This window comes from Bacillus sp. OV322 (assembly GCF_900112495.1).
In the GTDB taxonomy this organism is placed as follows: domain Bacteria; phylum Bacillota; class Bacilli; order Bacillales; family DSM-1321; genus Peribacillus.
The window spans coordinates 107,852-124,005 of the sequence record NZ_FOMA01000005.1 but is presented as its reverse complement, the minus strand read 5'-3'; the positions used below and the strand labels follow the sequence as shown (position 1 = coordinate 124,005).

16 protein-coding genes and 1 pseudogene are annotated in these 16,154 nt (G+C 36.1%); 4 read left to right on the top strand and 13 right to left on the bottom strand.

Annotated features, from left to right (window positions below; genetic code table 11):
• The first annotated feature begins 58 nt into the window (after nucleotides 1-58).
• Nucleotides 59-598, top strand: a complete 540-nt coding sequence (locus BM126_RS13305; RefSeq protein WP_090989952.1) for a CcdC protein domain-containing protein — start codon at nucleotides 59-61, stop codon at nucleotides 596-598.
• Nucleotides 599-813: 215 nt separating this feature from the next.
• Here the strand turns inward: BM126_RS13305 and BM126_RS13300 are convergent, their stop codons facing one another.
• The 13 genes and pseudogenes from BM126_RS13300 to BM126_RS13235 form a co-directional block, all read right to left on the bottom strand.
• Nucleotides 814-1,323, bottom strand: coding sequence for a DUF3916 domain-containing protein (locus BM126_RS13300; protein ID WP_090989951.1), 510 nt, complete (start codon nucleotides 1,321-1,323; stop codon nucleotides 814-816).
• 231 nt (nucleotides 1,324-1,554) lie between these two features.
• The gene (locus BM126_RS13295; RefSeq protein WP_177201424.1) at nucleotides 1,555-2,121 is read right to left on the bottom strand and encodes a GNAT family N-acetyltransferase; all 567 of its coding nucleotides are present in this window, start codon (nucleotides 2,119-2,121) and stop codon (nucleotides 1,555-1,557) included.
• Nucleotides 2,122-2,180: 59 nt separating this feature from the next.
• Nucleotides 2,181-2,264 carry a hypothetical protein gene (locus BM126_RS13290; RefSeq protein ID WP_256213120.1) on the bottom strand — a complete coding sequence of 28 codons (84 nt, stop codon included), beginning with the start codon at nucleotides 2,262-2,264 and terminating at the stop codon, nucleotides 2,181-2,183.
• A gap of 26 nt (nucleotides 2,265-2,290) precedes the next feature.
• Complete coding sequence (locus BM126_RS13285; protein ID WP_090989950.1) at nucleotides 2,291-2,512, bottom strand: hypothetical protein; 222 nt, start codon at nucleotides 2,510-2,512, stop codon at nucleotides 2,291-2,293.
• A 463-nt stretch (nucleotides 2,513-2,975) separates the two neighbouring features.
• Nucleotides 2,976-3,701: a 3-oxoacyl-ACP reductase FabG gene (gene fabG, locus BM126_RS13280; protein WP_090989949.1), complete on the bottom strand. Its 726-nt coding sequence runs from the start codon at nucleotides 3,699-3,701 to the stop codon at nucleotides 2,976-2,978.
• Between the two features lie 542 nt (nucleotides 3,702-4,243).
• Nucleotides 4,244-5,566 carry a gluconate:H+ symporter gene (locus tag BM126_RS13275; protein ID WP_090989948.1) on the bottom strand — a complete coding sequence of 441 codons (1,323 nt, stop codon included), beginning with the start codon at nucleotides 5,564-5,566 and terminating at the stop codon, nucleotides 4,244-4,246.
• Between the two features lie 206 nt (nucleotides 5,567-5,772).
• The gene (locus BM126_RS13270; protein ID WP_090989947.1) at nucleotides 5,773-6,744 is read right to left on the bottom strand and encodes a 3-hydroxyacyl-CoA dehydrogenase family protein; all 972 of its coding nucleotides are present in this window, start codon (nucleotides 6,742-6,744) and stop codon (nucleotides 5,773-5,775) included.
• 33 nt (nucleotides 6,745-6,777) lie between these two features.
• Entirely contained in the window at nucleotides 6,778-7,809 is a 1,032-nt protein-coding gene (locus BM126_RS13265) for a ketopantoate reductase family protein (RefSeq protein WP_090989946.1), read from the bottom strand.
• A 185-nt stretch (nucleotides 7,810-7,994) separates the two neighbouring features.
• The gene (locus BM126_RS13260) at nucleotides 7,995-8,855 is read right to left on the bottom strand and encodes a beta-keto acid cleavage family enzyme (RefSeq protein WP_090989945.1); all 861 of its coding nucleotides are present in this window, start codon (nucleotides 8,853-8,855) and stop codon (nucleotides 7,995-7,997) included.
• Nucleotides 8,856-9,192: 337 nt separating this feature from the next.
• Entirely contained in the window at nucleotides 9,193-10,212 is a 1,020-nt protein-coding gene (locus BM126_RS13255; protein WP_090989944.1) for a LacI family DNA-binding transcriptional regulator, read from the bottom strand.
• Between the two features lie 268 nt (nucleotides 10,213-10,480).
• Nucleotides 10,481-10,897 (bottom strand): annotated as a pseudogene (locus tag BM126_RS22890) (hypothetical protein); the annotation flags it as partial.
• A gap of 5 nt (nucleotides 10,898-10,902) precedes the next feature.
• On the bottom strand, nucleotides 10,903-11,238 hold the full coding sequence (locus BM126_RS13240; RefSeq protein WP_090989941.1) for an IDEAL domain-containing protein: 336 nt from the start codon (nucleotides 11,236-11,238) through the stop codon (nucleotides 10,903-10,905).
• 137 nt (nucleotides 11,239-11,375) lie between these two features.
• Nucleotides 11,376-11,804 (bottom strand): RrF2 family transcriptional regulator, encoded by a 429-nt coding sequence (locus BM126_RS13235; RefSeq protein WP_090989940.1) that lies wholly within the window; start codon nucleotides 11,802-11,804, stop codon nucleotides 11,376-11,378.
• Nucleotides 11,805-13,128: 1,324 nt separating this feature from the next.
• Between BM126_RS13235 and trxA the strand changes: the two genes are divergently transcribed.
• From trxA to BM126_RS13215, 3 genes are all read left to right on the top strand, one after another.
• Complete coding sequence (gene trxA / locus BM126_RS13225; RefSeq protein WP_090989938.1) at nucleotides 13,129-13,443, top strand: thioredoxin; 315 nt, start codon at nucleotides 13,129-13,131, stop codon at nucleotides 13,441-13,443.
• Nucleotides 13,444-13,783: 340 nt separating this feature from the next.
• The gene (locus tag BM126_RS13220) at nucleotides 13,784-14,500 is read left to right on the top strand and encodes an SDR family oxidoreductase (RefSeq protein ID WP_090989937.1); all 717 of its coding nucleotides are present in this window, start codon (nucleotides 13,784-13,786) and stop codon (nucleotides 14,498-14,500) included.
• 151 nt (nucleotides 14,501-14,651) lie between these two features.
• Nucleotides 14,652-15,551 (top strand): aldo/keto reductase, encoded by a 900-nt coding sequence (locus BM126_RS13215; RefSeq protein WP_090990296.1) that lies wholly within the window; start codon nucleotides 14,652-14,654, stop codon nucleotides 15,549-15,551.
• The last annotated feature ends 603 nt before the right edge of the window (nucleotides 15,552-16,154 follow it).

Genomic DNA, 16,154 nt, shown 5'->3' with positions numbered 1-16,154 from the left:
ATTTCAAATTTCCAATATCACAAAATTCAGCAGAGTAATCCTTAAAGGCGGGATAATATTGAACGATCACTTCCAATTTTTGTATGTGTTTTTAATCGTAGGATTCTTTTTATATCGCAGGATCAGGCGTTCCATTGGTTTTCAGCCTTATAAAGCAAGAAGGCTGATCGCGAGGACTCTCATTTTTTCATTATTGGCCATTTTATTAATCGCCAGTTGTGTAAACCACCCTATTTCCTTTGTTTATACACTCATTGGAATAGCTCTGGGCGGGATTCTGCTGTTCTACGGAATCAGGCACAGCACCTTTGAATTACGCAGCGGCATCATCTATTACAGGACTTCCATATGGGTAGAATCTCTTGTACTCCTTCTATTCCTGAGCCGATTTATATTCCGTTTTCTTATTCTTATACAAATGATGGGACAGCAGAAGAACAGCTTAAACAGCACTCAGTACTCCCAGCATTTCATGAAAGATCCATTAACAATCGCAGTTTTTTTCATTCTGGTTGTTTATTACATTGGCTTTTATCTGTTTGTTTATAAAAAAGGGAAAATTAAGAACCAGGAAAACAAAACCACACTGATTAGCTAACAAAAAAAGACAAGGCTTTGGGCACTTAAAGCATCCTAGCTTCTGTCTTTTTTGGTTTTTTATCAGCATAATGAGACCCATACTTTTGAACACTTTCGGGCTAAAATTTTACTTTCTCAGCAGTATAAAGAAATTGGAATCTGAATTGGTTACGGGTGAAAACATTTAACGGAGAACCAAAAAAGGCACATACGAATTTTGCTGTCCCTTTAAGTTTATATTAATTCCCCAATAAACCAAATTTCACCTTCATAGTGGTATCCATCTTCATCATTAATTACTTCTTTAAAACCTGATATTTGCAGTTCATTAGGAACAGATAATGCCCATTCAGCTTGAATATTTCTATTATCAGATAGTTGAAGCCACTTTTGATATTCGTCATTCCTGTTAAAGAAATCTTTAAAATAAGAGTCACCTTTAAATACAATAATCTGAGAACCCCACATATCAGGAAAATCCACAGCGACCACAACTCTATATCTTTCTTCGTTACCTGGCTTCAATCTAATTAAATGTTCTGCTCTATCAATTAGTGTTTGAATGCATAGTCGCTTGACCTTGTTTGGTGTTTTTTCTGAACTAATAAAGTCTTGAGCAACTGGCAGGTGCAGATGCCAATAATCTTGGTAGAATTCTGTTGGAAATTCCAATGTGTGTTCTTCAATTCGTTTAATCATATTATTAGAATTTCGCTTAACTCCTCGAACTTTTTTCTCCCGCATTCTATATCTCCTTATTTTATTTACCATAACTGGACGTTCTAAGTTCTTCATGTTGTTTTAGTAGATACAAACAACTATTAACAATCATTTTACTAACAATGGTTTTGTCGTTGTCAAGATTATAACAAGTTGTTAAAAGTTCATTACTTCCAAAACCATATTCCCGTCCTGTTTTGGATGGTGGTAAAATAAAGTTACTACATATATAAGCGCCCAATTGTTGAATAATGTTCAATTTGAAACGAATAAAGCCATTAATATTAAATCTTGATAGCCGTCATCCAATTTTACACCCTTTGCTTTTCTACCCTCTTCAAAAAAGCCTAGATTCTTATATAACTGGATTGCACCTAAATTATCTTCCATTACCTCAAGACAAACTTTTTCAATCTTCCTCTTATTTTTAGCCCAATTAATTAACGTTTCTAGAAGAGCTCTTCCAATACCATAATTTCGATATTCTGGTAGTATGGTCATCGCAAAAGCCCCTTGATGACTAATTTTTTCTTTATTTCCGTTCTTAAAATCTATTGTACCGACTAACTTACCATCAACTTCAGCAATAAACTGTACATAATTTGGATTTTCATTATAAGTTTTTAATGTTTTTTGAATAGCATCAACACTCATCTTCTTTACATCCTCAACCGTACTAAGCATGTATGGAGCGTTCATTAAAGCTTTTGGAGCAGAATTTAGTATTCTTTCTGCATCCTGTTCTTTAGCTTCTCTAATTATTACTGTCTTTCCATCCTTAGATTTATAAGTAAAAACCTTAGTTGATAATATATTACACACACCCTTCCGGAAAATAATTAATCGAATTTTTTAATTATTCTAAAATTATTAAGTAAGGTTTACTTAAGGTTTTCTTGCAGTTCTTTCAATAATTCTTCAGCACCATTCCTACTTAATGTGATTTTTCCATTGGCTACTGTCAAGTTCGTTTCTTTTATTTCTCCAGTGATTACGCATTCATTTTTGTAATAGCAACAACTATTTCGTCACCGTTATATTCTTCATCGTCTCTGACTAGGTTAGCTACCTTTCTTCTCTCTCCTTCATCCGATTCAACAATATCATATAACAGAGCTTTTATGTGCTGAATTTCTCTTAATCGAGTGTTTCTTTTTAATTCATTCATTTCTTCCAATAAATGAGTAAAATCGGTTAATGTAATCTTTGTCATTGGAGCAATTTACCTACTATGAGTCCCAACAATCGGAATCTCCGCCTGCTCGTCAAAAACAATAATTACAAGTCCTACCTCAAAAATCCTCAATCAACCTCCGAATCCAGACATTGCGATATATCTATGAGGTACGTCTCCTCTCCTTTGCTACTTTTTTTAAATGCTCGAACCCTCCAAATTTCAATTGTTGCCGGATTTCTGGTTTTAACCTTATTGAGGATCTAGACAAAGGAAAAATTACCTTCTGTCAAATCGTTAGTTCTTGTTGGATATATCAAGGAAGGATGCAGCTGCCATTATCGGGACATTTAATTTCAAAGCAGCACCTACAATTTTCTTAAAATAAGTATATTACGCAACGTTGAACTCAGTGACTTATATTTCTCTTACAAACAATAAAGTACATTAAAAAAGCCCATTCATAATTAAAATGGGCAATTATGATGAATCTATCAAAGTATTATATAGAAAGACCTCCGTCTACCGGGATAACTGCTCCGTTGATGTAGCTGGAATCATCAGTTGCCAAGAATAAATAAGTATTGGCAATATCTCTTGTTGTTCCAAGCCTTTGTAATGATACCTTCTCTTTCATTCCGTTAAGTATTTTTTCTGGCATTTTTTCTGTCATTGGGCTCATAATAAAGCCTGGAGCAACAGCATTAACATTAATTCCTTTCCTCCCTAGTTCTTTTGCCCAAGTTTGAGTCATTGCAATAACGGCTGCTTTCGTTGCTGCATAATTAGTTTGTCCAAAGTTACCCATTCTTCCAACTATACTACTCGTATTGATAACTCTGCCGTACCCCTCTTGAATCATATGGGGGACAACGGCCTGTGTACAATGAAAAACACCCGTTTGATTAATCGATATAACCTGATTCCATTGTTCCTGCGTCATCTTTACAAGAGTGGAGTCCATCGTAATTCCAGCATTATTAACTAAGATATCAATTTTTCCAAATCGATCGATAACATTATTGACCATCCAATCCACTTGATCACGTTGTGATACATCTACACCAAATCCGATACCATCAATCTCCTTTGCTGTAACTTCTGCTAAACGTTGATTATAATCTGCGACAACAACATGTGCACCTTCGGAAGCAAATAAGAAACTAGTTTCTTTTCCTATTCCACCAGCACCACCAGAAATAATGGCAACTTTCCCTTTAAGTTTCATAAAAAATTGGCCCCTCTCAAATCTCTCAATCTTTAAAATCTATACTTTCTATACAAGTGACACAGATTTCCTTGCCAATTATTTAGCCAATTGGAACTTTGTATGATTTATTTTTTATTGTGGAATACAGTTTGTTCAGCATTTCTGCTCCATGTTTTAGAACTTTTTATGGTATGTTATAGGAATGCCTGCTGGCAATGTCAATAAAGACCGATACGCCCGAGCCTCCACGGGCGAGTTTTAAGGCACAAGCATGAGTACTGCCGCAGCATTCGATCCAACAAATACTCCCCACTCCATATCTGAATCCCTTCCTACACGACCATTTCCTATAATCACTTAGGCATTGCCCTTTAAGCTGGTTCTACGTATGAGATTGATAGTATCTTCAGATAAGATTTGCCTTTTTCGCAACGCCCTCCTAGACAAATGCATCTGAGAATAAATTATAATCCTCTGCAGAAATTGTTAGTCCTCCGCCTCTGACTGTGTCTTTTTCGGATTCCAACTTCACTCCCAAATAGTAATTAAAAAACTAAAAATCATCCAACTATCATATTCAAAGCTAATACTCCAAGTATTCCATAAATAGCAACAAGGGTGTACATAAAGCAAACCGTTTTAACCGTTTGTCCAATTGTTAAGTTAAAATATTCTTTTGTCATCCAGAAAGAGACATCACTTGGTGGAGCCCAAGCTATGGAAGCGCTTCCAATAGCTAGTACCATTAATTCAGGATTAACACCAGTTGCGTTTACTATTGGCAACATAATTCCTGCAGTGGTTAAAACGGTTACTGTTGCAGACCCCACGGCTATCCGTATGATGGCCGCAATAATCCATGCCAGAATAAATGGTGAGATATGCCATCCACTTGTAAAATGAGCAATATATTTTGCCATTCCACTATCTAAAATAACTTGTTTAAATGCACCACCACCGCCGAGGATGAATATGATTCCCCCCATAGAGATCAGTGCCTGTTCTACAATTTTCATTACTTGAGGCATCGTCTTTCTTTTTTTCTGTAAACCGAAAATGTAAACTGCTACGAGAAGCGATATAAGCAAGGCCATATCAGCATTACCAATAAAGGTTAATATTCTATAAATAGCGGAAGTTTTAGGAAGTGAAAATTGTGTAATAACCCCTATTAAAATCAAAATAACTGGTAACAAAGTCGTTAAAAGGGAAGTTGCAAATGATGGGACTTCATCCATGTTGAATTCTTGCTTTGATACTAAATGGTTTGGAATTTCAATATCCCAATTTTTATATAACTTAGAGAATAATGGTCCAAAAATAATTGCAGCTGGAATCGCCAGAATAAAGCCATATAATAGAACCAGACCCAAATTTGCCCCTAAAGCGGCTGAAATTGCAGTTGGTCCTGGATGTGGAGGTAAAAAGACGTGCGCTATAGATATTGCTGCCAGAAACGGGATTCCCACTTTCATCAGCTTCACTTTTGCTTCAACTGCTACTGTATATACGATTGGAATTATTAGAATGTAACTAACTTCATAGTATAATATAATCCCTAAAAGAAATGAGGCCAGGCAAATTGCCCAATCAACTCTTTTTTCACCAAAAATTTTAATTAGAGTGCTTGCGATTCTGTGGGCCCCCCCACCTTCAGATATTATTTTCCCGAAAATGGCACCCAAGCCAATAATGATCGCTAAATGTCCCAGAGTACCTCCAAGTCCAGTTTCAATGGATGTGACAATAGCCAGTGGATCCATCCCTTGGAAAAGTCCTACGAATATTGCAGATATAATGAGTGATAAAAACGCGTTAAGCTTAAAAACTATGACTAAAATAAATAATATTACGATTCCCAAAGCCAATGCTATAAGTGGCATAATATAAACACTCCATTCCTTGATTAATTCTTGGAATTTCTAATAAACTTCCGTTTTCGAATTAGGTAATTAGGACATATTGACTTTCGATTTTCTTTCTAATTTTTGAAGTCAATCTTCAAAAATCTCAAAAGTATTTCCAACTGTAATATTACGGGTCGAGTTTCTAGAATTTATCAGCTGTATTTTTACGATCATCTAGTTTATTAGGTGTGGTTCTTTGTCGACGACCTATCGATATAATATTGGGAGGCTTTAAGTTGATGTATCAAGTTTTCTGCAAACCTTTTCCTAATACTAGCAATTTCATCTTTTTTATAGTCATAAAATCCTTCTCCTGATTTAATGCCCAATTTCCCTGCCGCTACTTTTTGCCTCAACATCTCGTTCGCATGTTGAGAATGATCCATAACCTTTAACAAGTTATCACCAACTGTACACCAAATATCTAAGCCCCCCAAATCGGCAATCTCTAATTGTCCTGTTGTAGCATATCTGAATGCCGGGCCAAACTTTAGTGCTTTATCAATATCATCCGGGGTCGCGACCCCCATTTCAATAAGAGAGAAAACTTCCCGTGCAATTCCTTGTTGAATTCTGTTAGCTATAAGTCCTGGTATATCCTTTAAAACTTTAACTGTTTGCTTTTTGATGGACTGATATAAATGTTCTATTTCTCTAAAAAGATGTTCTGGCATATTTCCAAAATAAGATAGTTCTACTAGTGGCATCAAATGGGCAGGATTATACCAATGGTTTACAATCATTTGCTCTTTCCGTTTATCACTGATAAGTTCCATCATACTGGATAAACTTAGACTCGATGTATTACTTGCAAATATTGTATGCGAAGGACAATATTCATCCAATTGCTTAAAAAGCTTTTGCTTTAGCTCTAAAATTTCAGGTACAGCCTCAATTACATAATCACAATCTTTGACCGTTTGCTTTAAATCCGTAAATAAGGTAATCCTTTCGAGAGTTAACCCGACTGACTGAGGCTCGAAAAAGTTTTCTAGAGCTAACAATTTCAGTTCTTCTTCAATTTCCTTTTTAGCATCCTTTAATTTATTTTCGTCAGTATCGTACAGATTAACGTCATATCCATACATGGCAAAAGCTTCTGCAATGCCATGCCCCATGGTACCTGCACCTAAAACAGCAATTTTTTTAATCATAATCAACCTCTACTTTCTGCCTCTTATAAATAGTCACGTACTTAATAAACTAGGTTGGAAATGTTTGATATTTACAGAGAACTCTGGTGGATAACCTTTTTCCTCCGATTCTTTCACCAATTTAACAACAAGATCATTGTAAGGAGTTTTTATTCCTGCCTCCCTAGCCTTTTTACAAACGAAACCGTTGATAAAGTCAATTTCTGTCTTTCTATTTTTCTCCAAGTCTTGCAGCATGCTTGCTTTTGTATTACTATGCGGTCCCCATACCTCATGATAAAAATCATTCTTATTTGCTATATCATTTTCGTCTTGGAGTTCAAGAAACTCCATATCTTTTCCTTGCATCAGTTCTAATTTAATTCCGTGTGCATGCGCAACCTTTATTGTTTCATCTGCAATATGAGCTATACTAAACATTGCTGTTTCACTTGATAAAACATCGCCAAAACGGCAGCCTAATGCCGCAGACATACCGCTAAAAGTTGCATTCATTAAAAGTTTTGCCCATTTTATTCCCAAAATGTTATTAGAGATGTGACAATGACCAATTAAATCCAATATCCTTTTTACTTCCTCAAGACGAGGAGTCAGCGATCCATCCAGTTCACCAATGTCAAATGCGTAATTTTTTACAGTAGGTACTTCTGTAGCCAGTTCAGAAACACCCGGTTCCAACCATGTGGCCCCGAATCCCACTGCGCCCCCAATGGTTCTTTCGCGTCCTATATACGAAGAAACAAAATCTTCCGGTATCCCATTTTGCAGCGTACAAACGATACTATTGGAATGAAGATGGGGAAGCAATTGGTCTAAAGAAGTTTGATTGTATACCTGCTTTGTCAGCAAAAAAGCCAAATCGTATTTACCAGTCATTTCATTTGGCAGCGATGCTTTTACAGGTACACGAAGATCCATAAAACCAGTAATTTTTGCACCAGAATGATTAAGTGCCTCCACGTGTTCCTTATTGATATCAATTAAATCTATTTCTTGACCTCCTGCAGTAATCAAGGCCCCTATTATAGTACCCAAAGAACCTGCACCTATTATGGCAATTCTCATATGTGATTTCCTCCATGTAATGTGTTTGAGGGGTGAATGAATCATGATTCACCCTAGTTGAATATAGACACTATAGAAAACGCTTTCAATTACCAGGTTAATCAGGTTATTGAAATCCTATTTCTCCACAAAATGTTATGATGATCAGAAAAGCAACAGTTAACATATATGTGAACACTTGTGGATTACTCTACGGAACCACTTGCGTTCTTCATTACTTTAGTATTTCTTGTTTGATCCAGTCCTAAAATTTCTCTTGCCTCATTTGGTGTTGCAATTTCTCTTCCTAAAGTCCTGGATAAATCTACAATCCTTTCAACAAATTGAGCATTCGTTTTGGCTAATTCACCCTTTCGATAATATACGCTGTCCTCCATCCCTACACGGACATGTCCCCCCATTAGAATACTCATGGTGTTGATAGCTAATTGATCCTTACTCGCCCCAATTGCTGACCATGTTGAACCGGAGGGAATACTTTCCGCCATAAACAACAAATTTTTTGGTGTAGCCGGCATCCCGCCCTGTACACCTAATACAAATTGGAAATGAAATGGTGCGTTGATATGGCCCTTTTTAATAATTCGCATGGTATTTTCGATCATTCCAACATCGAATACTTCAATTTCAGGTTTTATCTGATTTTCTTTCAGTTTTACTGCCAATCGCTCTAAAAAATTAGGTGAGTTAAGAAATACACCGGATCCAAAGTTCATTGAACCTGCATCAAATGTTGCCATCTCCGAGCCCAATTCGCATACTCGCAGCCGATCTTCATCGTTCATGGCCACTCCGCCAGCCGTCGTTAAGTTGATGATGATATCGCATTTATCCTTTATACGGCTTACTACGTCTATGTAAGTATCTAAGTTAAGGGTATTGTTACCGTCTTCATCCCTTACGTGAATATGGGCAATGGACGCTCCCGCTTGCCAAGCTTCATAAACGGAATCTGCGATTTCCTTTGGTGTAAGAGGCACATATGGGGTATGCTCGCGGGTTGTCTGAGCTCCAGTAGGGGCAACTGTAATAATTAATTTTTCCAAAGTAAATCCTCCTTTTAGTAAAAAATATCCACCATAGCGAAACGTTTCGATAAAATTAAAATATTATAGATTTATAAACAGGGCTTTCTTCACCCAAAGTCTCCATTCATTTTCATGTATTTTTGTATCTTACAATACTCCAAGCAAATAAAATAGGAGAATCTAAAAAAAATCCTGAATTGTCGATCCTACCATCGAAACGTTTCGCTATTTGTTACTAGTATAAAAAGAATTACTTTCAAAATCAATAGTATTTTCAGAATATTTCCAATAATATTATCTGGATATCTTCACCACTAATTTAACGAGAAGCACTCTGATATCATATTATAAATGATCAATTATTTTTCTTATTTATTCCATACCCGCAACTTTCGCGAACAACTAAAGATGGAGTAAGAATTATTTGTCTGGCAGTGATTTCACCCTTTTCCTTGATTAGCTGTAATAGCAACTCCATGGATAATTTGCCCATATCATATGTAGAATGATCAACACTGGATAGAGGAACAAGAAAGTTTTCGGAAAACGCACTATTATCGTTCCCAATGACGGCAATATCCTCTGGAACACGAATTCCGGTATCTCTTAGTCCCTTGATCACTCCGAAAGCTACTACGTCGCTTACAGCACATATGGCTTCTGGTAAATTGTCCACTTGCGCGATCATCTTTTTTACATTGGTATATCCCGATTCCAGGGTGTATTCCCCTTCAAAGACAAGGTTGGTGTCAACTTCTAAACCATGTTGAGTCATACAGCTTATAAATCCAGCTTTTCTTTCTCTTGCAGTGTTTATTTCAGGATTACCTCCAAAATACGCAATTCTTTTGTATCCCTGATTCACTAAATGATTAACAGCTAATTCAGAACTTAATACATTATTGACCCCAACAAAATTATTGCAATATAATGGGGGTCTTCGATTGATTAAAACATATTTTAATCCTGTATTTTCAATTTCGTTGAAATCCTCCGTTGTTGCTATATTAGCTAACAAAAGACCGTCAACTTGTTTTTCATGCATTAGTTCCAAATAAGTCAAAATTCTTTTATGTTCATTTGATGTATTACACAGGATTACATTGAAGTTATTATTGAAAGCTATATCTTCTATACCTTTGATCATTGGCGGATAGAAGGGATTTAAAATATCTGTCACTATGACACCAATGGTATTTGTGCGCTTCTTTTTCAAACTCCGGGCTACTGCATTCGGTCTGTAATTTAGCTCCTCAATTGCCTGCATTACTCTTTTAGTAAGTTCCGGACTAACATATGCTGAGTGGTTAATTACAGCTGACACTGTAGAAAGTGAAACTTTCGCTTTTTTAGATATGTCTTTCATCGTTGCCATAATAAAACCTCCACGTGAACTTTTCAATACCCTTAATGTATTCTAAATTGAGAACGGTTGCAATACAATCTTCCTTTCTTTAAAGCACTACAGTAACCACTCTTTATCGGGCTTTCAATGATTATTTAGGTTGATTGCAACATTAGTGGGCTAGTTTAGAGTATAGAGATTTTAATAATTAATAGAGCTTCTTGAAAGCTACATTTACCAGGTTCCTGTGATGGTACTTATAACAGTCTTTTGGGTAATGTCCCTTTTGGGTGGCTTGTTACTTTGCAATCTTAATTACTGTTGCCACCTCTTGGCCGCCTCCATATGCATAATGTTGCTAACCCAAAACGTTCATTTCTTCGCATTAATTCATGAACAAGTGTTACCAAAATACGAGCCCCACTTGCACCAATAGGATATCCTAACTCAATAAAGGAGGGAAACCACTAAGATGGTTTCCCTCCCTTTAAAATGTTCCGCAATCGCTCCGCCGTTGACAATCTCTTTATCGAATTCCATCTCTTTTCCAACATCTAGAGACTGTGCGGCAAACGCTTCGTCTGCCTCTATAGATTTATGCCTTCGATGAAAGTCCTGATTTTCCAGTGTTTTTTTTTCAGCTGGAAACAGGAATCCTTGGAACGGCACCCGCCCTTACATTCCCACGAATAATCGCATGTGGCTGAATTCCGATAAAGTTTAACGTATTACATCAACAAGTTGATTGATGGAGTTTAACTTGGAAGAAAGCTCAATAAACCATTCTTCATCCCCCGTTAATAATGCTAAGTCTATCAGAAATAGAATTTGTTCCTTGTTTACCGCCTTTGAAAGTGGAAGTCTCTTAACATTTTTACTTAAAGTCGAAATTGTTTTGCCAAGCATTTCACGATTGTCACTCTTAGCAACCGTTACTTTAACAACTCCATCGAGAATACTCTGTGACTCAATATAACCAATTATTAATTCCCCATCCTTTAATTTTCCCTTAATCCAATCACCTGTTTTCAAAACGGAATTACCATTCGTAAACATCCTTTTCACCTTCTTAAGTTTTTTTAGTATTATATGAATGTACCCAAGAAAGTACCTCTTTTAAGCTGCAGTGAGCGGGGATTTATCACCCAGATGAACCTGTAATTTTTTTATGATAATTAAGAAGTTCACGGCCATTAGTCACAGTCGCTATTTTGTTCTTGATTTACAAGATCGACAACTTCTTTAATTGTATAGTTCTTTAAATACACACCCAAATGTTCCTCAGCGCCTAAGAAAATTCCAAATAATACACTTTTCATATTTGCGCCCACAATACACTTTTTATTTGAATCAGGACACTTAGGCTGCAGAGCACCTTCAGAAGTTATCATATATATATCCCAAAGATTAACTTCGCTAAGGTCTAAAGTAAAAATAAATCCGCCGCCGGTTCCTTCTTTTGATTTTATAAATCCATGTTTTTTTAACAAGCTTAACACTTTGCGAATGCGTACCGGGTGAACACCAGCACTCTCTGAGATAGCATCACTTGTTGACATCCGGTCTGACTGCAACGCAAGAAAAGTTAAACTATGAACGGCAAGCGTAAAATCACTATTCATGGCCCTGCCCCCCTAAGAAATAAAAAAGCGTTTTTTTAGTAGTCCTTTTCGCTTTTTTAATAGTTATAACATAATGTAATAATAAATATTACAGTTTGGATTGTCAAGCAGGAATGGAAACATGCTGTAACCACTTTTTCCATGAAAAAGCAATTCTATTAAAACATGCTGGTTCCAAATCCTTGTATAGGCAGTTAGATATTTAAATATCCCATTGTTTTTTGACATGTCAGTGCCGCTCTTTTTTATTTTTTCCATGTCATTTCTTATTTATAATGACATTGGTTTGATGATTCCTTTTAAAGTTTTTCTACATCCGAGTCATCATCTTTTCAACATAGACAATAAAAGATTGCAATAATACGATAGTTAAAAGGATTAGTTTTAACCGTTGAGGGTTTGATATATTGCTCTTTATTTTTTCATATTACTTAGCGACTTATGCCATTGCATGTCTTCTATCAAGCGAAGATTAGAATTAATCTCATCCACTGTAAAGGGATTACCATTTGGGTGGGTACAGAAAATTTCAGAGAATCCACTTTCCCCAGGAATATCATAATAGTTCTCAACTCTAATTGAAAAAGTGACTTCTGTTTTGGATACGCTTTTATCTTGAGAAATCGTCTGTGAAATCGGGCTCGACTATCAAGAGGAGTTGCTGTCCCACAACCGACACCTTGAAAGGACGAGGTATTTCTTTTAAAGTATCTTTCCCGTAAATTCTTTTCCTCTCCCCTTATTAAGACTTACATGATGGAGACATTTACTTCTACTCTATACCTTCACTGTTTCTTTTTAGATATTTATTTTAACCTTAGTCATTTTCGAATCAAAGATCACTAATCCCCTCCTCCACAAATCTAACGGAAATAGCACAACCGCAAAATACCGTCGCTGATGAAATAGGAGAAGTTAGCAAAGTCAGGTACTCTCGTATATTATCATAAACAAAATAAACAAAAATCAGCTTCAGGTGAAAAACGCAAAATGAGATGAGAACTTTTCATTCGTGTATACCCATTGTAGGGGAATTTGAGAATATCGAGTTAATTTTTCTTGACTCCATAAACTGTAAACATTAAAATTACAGTAATTCCTTTCGAACTGGGAGCAACCAATTTGAAAAGTACCTTTTAAAATAGTTTAGTTTGTTAGGGACATTTACCAGACCTTTACTTAGTAATGTCTATACTGCAAACTATTTTATTACAGTACGTTTTATAAAAAACAAACTGTAACTTTTTTTATTACACTAAGAGGAAGAGTAATTTTGATTTTCTGTATGCATTAAAATTATAAGAAAAAATTGGAGGATATAATAATGGCTATCTCACACGTAACAGATCAAACATTTAGCACTGAAATTAAAGAGGGCTTAGTTTTAGTGGATTTTTGGGCCCCATGGTGTGGTCCTTGTAAAATGATAGCACCTGTATTGGAGGAAATCGATGGTGAAATGGGTGACAAAGTTAGAATTACCAAGCTTAATGTAGATGAAAACGCAGGAACAGTAGGAAAGTTTGGAGTCATGAGCATTCCTACGTTGATTCTTTTCAAAGACGGAGTGGCTGTAGAGAAGGTTATCGGTTTCTCTCCAAAAGAAGCTTTGACAGAAATAGTTTCAAAGCATATGTAATACAGAAAGTTCTCGTAGCAGGCCCTGTTACAGTTGCTAAAACTGGTTTGCTTTCTTTGAAGAGAAGCAACTTGCTATCCAGTAGATGTTCAAATGAACGAAATGAAGGCTGTTGACGTTAATTATGTTGAACAACATGTTGCCAATGATGATATTAATACTGGCGATGGTCTCGAAAGATTTTGGAAAATCCCTTGTTAAAGCATTACGTTAGTTCTACATTAAAACTACTGGTAAAATAAAATAATAAAGCGTTGGTTTATATTAATTTCACTAAAAGTAGTATGTAATATTGATTTCAGATACAACCTAAAAAGATTTTTTAAGGAGGGTTCATACAATGTCATTAAAAGGAAAACGTGTAGTTGTAATAGGAGGTACTTCTGGTATCGGATTATCCGCAGCAAAGGCATTTCTTGATGAATCTGCTCAAGTCATTATTGCAAGCCGTTCTGATGCAAAACTATCGGAGGCAAAGAATGTAATTGGCGGTAATGTGGAAGCCTACAATATTGATTTTCGCAGTGAAGAAAAACTGGCTGACTTTTTTAAAATGGTAGGGAACTTTGATCATCTTGTCGTTACGGCAGGTGAAGGTGCAATGGGTCATTTTAGTGACTTACCTGTTGAGGATGTTAAAGAAGCGTTTGATAGTAAGTTTTGGGGGCAATACTTAACCGTTCGTGCTGCTATTCCGTACTTAAATGATACCAGTTCTATCACATTGACATCTGGTGTTTATGGAATTCGTCCGCCACAGGGAGCAACTACACTTGCATCGATCAATTCAGCGATCGATGGATTGGTTAGGGGGCTTTCAGTAGACCTGGCCCCTATACGGGTAAATGTTGTTTCACCTGGTATTGTAGACACCCCGCTCTACGGAGGGATGTCTGACGAGCAAAGACAAAATTTATACAGCAGCATTGCACAACAGCTGCCTGTTAATCGCGTGGCACAGCCTGAAGACATTGCTGAGGCCTACGTGTATTTAGTGAAAAATGGTTTTACAACTGGTACTGTTCAACTTATTGATGGCGGGGCTCACTTGGTGTAAATGGAATATTATAATGTTATTTTTGTGGCTATACTACAACAATGTATAGCCACATTTTTTTAAAAATAATCCATACTTTCAATAAATAGAAATAATTGGAGATTCAGTTCGAGAAAAACAAGGTGAGATATGAAAGGAATGAATAATGAAAATGAGTTCACCTGATCATGAAAAAATATTAAGAATAAAGCATACCCTTGAAAAACGTGGAGTAACTTTACCTGACGGAACCTTTCTTCCAAGTATTGGTCAAGGAACATGGTACATGGGTGAAAATCCTAAATCGAAAAACAAAGAAATCAAAGCTTTGCAGCTTGGAATAGAACTAGGCATGAAGCTAATCGATACGGCTGAAATGTACGGAAACGGCGATTCCGAACGTTTAGTTGGTGAGGTAATCAAGGGGCGAAGAGATAAAGTTTTTTTAGTATCGAAAGTATACCCTCATCATTCCGGGTTAGATTTAATTGAAAGTGCATGTGAAAATAGTCTAAAACGACTTAGCACAGATCATCTTGATTTGTATCTTTTGCACTGGAGAGGTCGTGTTCCTTTGGAAGAAACGATCGAAGGAATGGAGAGACTGCGCAAGGCTGGTAAAATTGTAAGATGGGGAGTTTCTAATTTTGATACGGATGATATGAAAGAGTTGTGGGATACCGCTAACGGAAAAAATTGTGTGACAAATCAAGTGTTATATCATCTGGGTTCAAGAGGAATTGATTATGATCTCCTGCCATGGCATCATGAACATAACATGCCAATTATGGCCTATAGTCCCCTGGCCCAGGGAGGGTCTTTAAGAGAACAATTACTAAGCGATCCAACCATCATTGAGATAGCAGAAAAATACAATGTGCAGCCATTACAAATTGCTCTTGCGTGGACCATTCGTTCAAACAACGTAATCGCTATCCCAAAAGCTGTTAAGGAAGAACATGTTTTAGCCAATGCTCAAGCCTCAACCATTCAATTGACCACAGGAGATCTGAACAGACTTGACGACGTATTTCCAAAACCACTAAGAAAAACACCTTTGGATATTATATAAATGAATAGGGACAAGGATTTGTACTCCAATGAGAATCTATACTCCAATGTCCCTTCTCAAACTCTGATTTGTCAACAGAGTCCATGCTTTCCCCTTCTTTCTTCTTGCAATTTATAGCCAATTTCACGAAGTGTTTTCATATAAACGATTCATCATCCCCTTTAGTGATTTAACAAAAAAATAGGTTTACACAAATTATTTTATTTTATAATAGTTATAATAATTTATCCATTATATTCCCTTTCAATGATATATCCCATAGCTTTCAATACTTTTATTATCTCTCTTACTATTTAACTTGGTTCCTAATTGTCCTTTATGTAAAATGGTAAACCCCATTTCATGTCATTCTTTAAATACTCTACCTAGCACTTGCAGTCTACTAGGTATTGGTTACATCCTTAAACCTTCACTTGTTAGTTGTTTTTTTTTTAGCATAGCTAGTATGTTTGAGTTGATATATGTGCCTCATTGCGCATAGTTCAAGCATTGCATAAAAATATGTCTAAAAAAATTGATTAATATCCATAACTCCTCTTTTATATTTCCTTAGATAGATTCCCGTTTTTTTAAATACAGCTTATAAAAATAAAGAATTTCAAC

Coding starts and splice junctions, on each gene's coding strand:
- BM126_RS13300 (WP_090989951.1), bottom strand. CDS start 1,323: ATGCGGGAGAAAAAAGTTCGAGGAGTTAAGCGAAATTCTAATAATATG.
- BM126_RS13285 (WP_090989950.1), bottom strand. CDS start 2,512: ATGACAAAGATTACATTAACCGATTTTACTCATTTATTGGAAGAAATG.
- fabG (WP_090989949.1), bottom strand. CDS start 3,701: ATGAAACTTAAAGGGAAAGTTGCCATTATTTCTGGTGGTGCTGGTGGA.
- BM126_RS13275 (WP_090989948.1), bottom strand. CDS start 5,566: ATGCCACTTATAGCATTGGCTTTGGGAATCGTAATATTATTTATTTTA.
- BM126_RS13270 (WP_090989947.1), bottom strand. CDS start 6,744: ATGATTAAAAAAATTGCTGTTTTAGGTGCAGGTACCATGGGGCATGGC.
- BM126_RS13265 (WP_090989946.1), bottom strand. CDS start 7,809: ATGAGAATTGCCATAATAGGTGCAGGTTCTTTGGGTACTATAATAGGG.
- BM126_RS13255 (WP_090989944.1), bottom strand. CDS start 10,212: ATGGCAACGATGAAAGACATATCTAAAAAAGCGAAAGTTTCACTTTCT.
- BM126_RS13240 (WP_090989941.1), bottom strand. CDS start 11,238: ATGTTTACGAATGGTAATTCCGTTTTGAAAACAGGTGATTGGATTAAG.
- BM126_RS13235 (WP_090989940.1), bottom strand. CDS start 11,804: ATGAATAGTGATTTTACGCTTGCCGTTCATAGTTTAACTTTTCTTGCG.
- trxA (WP_090989938.1), top strand. CDS start 13,129: ATGGCTATCTCACACGTAACAGATCAAACATTTAGCACTGAAATTAAA.
- BM126_RS13220 (WP_090989937.1), top strand. CDS start 13,784: ATGTCATTAAAAGGAAAACGTGTAGTTGTAATAGGAGGTACTTCTGGT.
- BM126_RS13215 (WP_090990296.1), top strand. CDS start 14,652: ATGAGTTCACCTGATCATGAAAAAATATTAAGAATAAAGCATACCCTT.